Source organism: Mesorhizobium sp. M4A.F.Ca.ET.022.05.2.1 (assembly GCF_003998845.1).
Classification (GTDB): Bacteria; Pseudomonadota; Alphaproteobacteria; order Rhizobiales; family Rhizobiaceae; genus Mesorhizobium.
This window is the reverse complement of record NZ_RZOJ01000335.1, coordinates 3,233-6,585: the sequence shown is the minus strand read 5'-3', so window position 1 is coordinate 6,585 and position 3,353 is coordinate 3,233. Positions and strand designations below refer to the sequence as shown.

Here is a 3,353-nt window from a genome sequence, read left to right as displayed (position 1 = left end):
GTCGTAGCCGCTGCTCTTCGACAGGATGAAATCCTGCGCGGCGGCGGCGTTGGCGGCGGCGTGCACCTCGTCATAGGTCGCCTCGGCGCGGCCGACACGGATGTTGTCCTCGATCGAACGGTTGAGCAGACCGGCATCCTGGAACACGGTGGCGATCGAGTGGCGCAGCGACTTGCGGGTCACCGAACGGGTGTCGATGCCGTCGATCAGGATACGGCCGCTCGAGGGCGTGAAGACGCGCTGCAGCAGGTTGATGAGCGTCGTCTTGCCGGCGCCGGTCGGACCGACGATGGCTACCGTCTGGCCGGCCTGAACCTCGAAGGAGACGTCGTCGACGCCCTGCCCCGAATTGGCGAATTCGAAGCCGACATTCTCGAAGCGGACGTGGCCGGTGACGTTGGCCAGCTCACGCAGACCTTCCGGCTCGGCAGTGTCGGCGGCCGAATCTTCGAGACGATAGAAGTCCTCGAGCTTGGCCCGCGCCTCTGAGATCTGGGTGGAGAAGGCCGACATCTGATCGAGGCGGGCGATCAGCATCCCTGCAAAGCCGATGAAGGCAACGACGTCGCCGACGCGGAGCTCACCGCGAGTGACGAGGTAGGCGCCGATCGAAAGCACGATCATCATCGAGATGGTCGACGACAGCCGGTTCAACGCACTGGCGATCGCCCACCAGTCGAGCACCGGATTCTGCGCGTCGAGCAGGTCCTTGACGTAACGCTTCAGCGTCGCGGTCTCATGGCCGATGCGGTTGTAGCTCTGCAGCACGGCGACATTGCTGACGCTATCGGTCACATGGGCAAACACGGTGTGGTAATGGCGCTCGACAGCGGTCTGCCCGGACTTGGTGCGGCGCATGACGATACGGCCGATGCCGACATAAAGCACGCCAAGGCCAAGCAGCACCAGCGACATGCGAATGTCCATGGCAAGCGCGGTCGGCACCAAAAGCACCAGCGCGATGGCCGTCGAGAGATGCACGCGCATGAATTCGAGCCACAGGCTGAACAGGGTCTCGACGGCGCGCAACAGCGTTTGTAGTGAATTGGACGTGCCGCGCTGATGATGCCAGGCGAGCGGCATGGTGATGACGCGCTCGAAGGACTGGCACAGCACCTCCGAGCGGCGGGCATGGGCGAAGCGGTCGGCGCCACGCGCCACCAGCACGACAGCAACGACGTTGAACGCGCCGAGAGCTGCCCAAACGGCGAGCGTCGAAAACACCGGGCCTTTTTCAGCGATGGCACCGATCACCCGGCCCAACAGGATCGGCTCGAGGATCGCGATCGCGGCGAGCGCGACATTGGCGCCGCAAATCAGAGCGACGCGCTTCTTGTCGGCAGCCAGATAACCCAGAGCTCTCCAGTAGATCTGCAGAAGTGACACTTCAGCTACTCCGCCAAACTTTCATTGTGCAGTGCACCATTTCTTGACACGTACCGGTTAACGGGTCGCAAAACAATGCCCGTCTAGCTCTTCCGTTCCCATTCTGCGAACAAAAGATGACGACGTTGCGAAATCTGCCGTGATCACCTAACGGTTTGAGATAAAAGGTGAAATGTCAGCCTTGCGGCAAAATCATGGCAGCGGCCAGGAGCTGCCACATTTTTAATCACCTAGAGCTTGCGTAGCGGAAGCTAATGCGCCCGGCCGGATGCCGGCAAAAAGCATGCGCAAATAACGCTCCAACATAACACGCGCCCCGAAGGGCGCGCGCAGATGGCTTCAAGTCATTGATTTTACGTAGGTATCTTGACGACAACCTCGGCCATCTCACCGGCCTTCGGCTCGAAAGACGAGGATTTTGTCTTGGTTCCATTGACTTCGAGCGAGATGGATTTTGTCTTTTTGTCGCGGATGACACGAACCTTGACTTCCGCCCCCAGCATCTTGAGCGTTGCCGCGTAGCCATCCCAGTGGCCAGGCAGTTTCGGCCGGAATGTGATCTGCTTGCCGCGCCGCTCGATGCCGAGAATGCCCTCGACCGCCGCGCGGTACAGCCAGCCGGCGGAACCCGTGTACCAGGTCCAGCCGCCACGCCCGCCCTTGCCTTCGCCGGCATAGATGTCGGCTGCCACGGCATAGGGCTCGACCCTGTAGTGCTCGGCTGCCGCCTCGTCCGACGCGTGATTGACCGGGTTCAGCATCGAGAAGCAGCGATAGGCGTCGTCGGTGCGGCCCATTTCGGCGAGCGCGATGACGAACCAGGTGGCCGCGTGGGTGTACTGGCCGCCATTCTCGCGCACGCCGGGCGGGTAGCTCTTGATGTAGCCGGGATCCTTCTCCGTCTTCGAGAAGGGCGGCGTGAACAGCTTGACGATCTTGAGCTCGTCGTCGACCAGCATCTTGGTCGCCTGGTGCATGGCCGTGGTCGAACGCGCCGGATCGCCCTCGCCCGAAAGTACGCTCCACGACTGGGCGATGGAGTCTATCTTGCATTCCTTGGCGTCATGCGAGCCGAGCGGCGTGCCGTCGTCGAAGCTGCCGCGCCGGTACCACTGCCCGTCCCAGGCGGTGGCCTCCAGCGCCCGCTTCAGCACGTCGGCATGCTTGTTCCAGGCCTGCGCCCGCTTGGCGTCGCCTTGCGCCTTGGCCACCGGGGCAAGGTCGCCCAGCGTCTTTAGCAGGAACCAGCCCAGCCACACGCTCTCGCCTTTGCCGCCCTCGCCGACGCGGTTCATGCCATCGTTCCAGTCGCCGCCGAGGATCAGCGGCAGGCCGGCGGGGCTGCTGCGCTTGATGGCGAGATCCAGCGCCCGCGCGCAGTGATCGTAAAGCGAGGCGGTGGTCTTGGAGACCTCCGGCGTGAAGAAGGCATCGTGCTCGCCCTCGCCGAGCGGCTGGCCGTCGATGAAGGGAAGCTGCTCCTTGAGGATCGCTGCGTCGCCGGTCACGTCGATATAGCGGGCCGTTGCCTGGGCCAGCCAGACGACGTCATCCGAGATCATGGTGCGCACGCCGGCGTCGGTGCGCGGCAGCCACCAGTGCTGCACGTCGCCCTCCGGGAACTGCCGGCGCGCCGCGTTGAGGATCTGGTCGCGCGCCAGCTTCGGATCATGTGCCAGCAAGGCCAGCGTATCCTGCAGCTGGTCGCGGAAGCCGAAGGCGCCGCTCGCCTGGTAGAAGGCGGAACGAGCGCGGATGCGGCAGGCAAGGCTTTGGTAAGGCAGCCAGTGGTTGACCATGGCATCCATCGCCTTGTCCGGCGTCTCGACCTGGATGGTGTCGAGGAAGCCGCGCCAGACGCGCTCGTTGTCGGCCAGCCGCTGGTCGAAGTCCTTGCCGCGATGGGCCTGCACCAGCGCGCTCGCCTCGGCGGGCGAAGCCGCGTCGCCGAGCACCCAGAGCAGCGT

At 63.9% G+C, this 3,353-nt stretch carries 1 protein-coding gene and 1 pseudogene; both read right to left on the bottom strand.

Annotated features, from left to right (window positions below):
• The coding region (locus EN745_RS26650) for a glucan export ABC transporter ATP-binding protein (protein ID WP_127422638.1) at nucleotides 1-1,386 on the bottom strand (1,386 nt) is incomplete at its 3' end.
• A 353-nt stretch (nucleotides 1,387-1,739) separates the two neighbouring features.
• A pseudogene (locus EN745_RS37225) lies at nucleotides 1,740-3,353 on the bottom strand (protein ndvB); the annotation flags it as partial.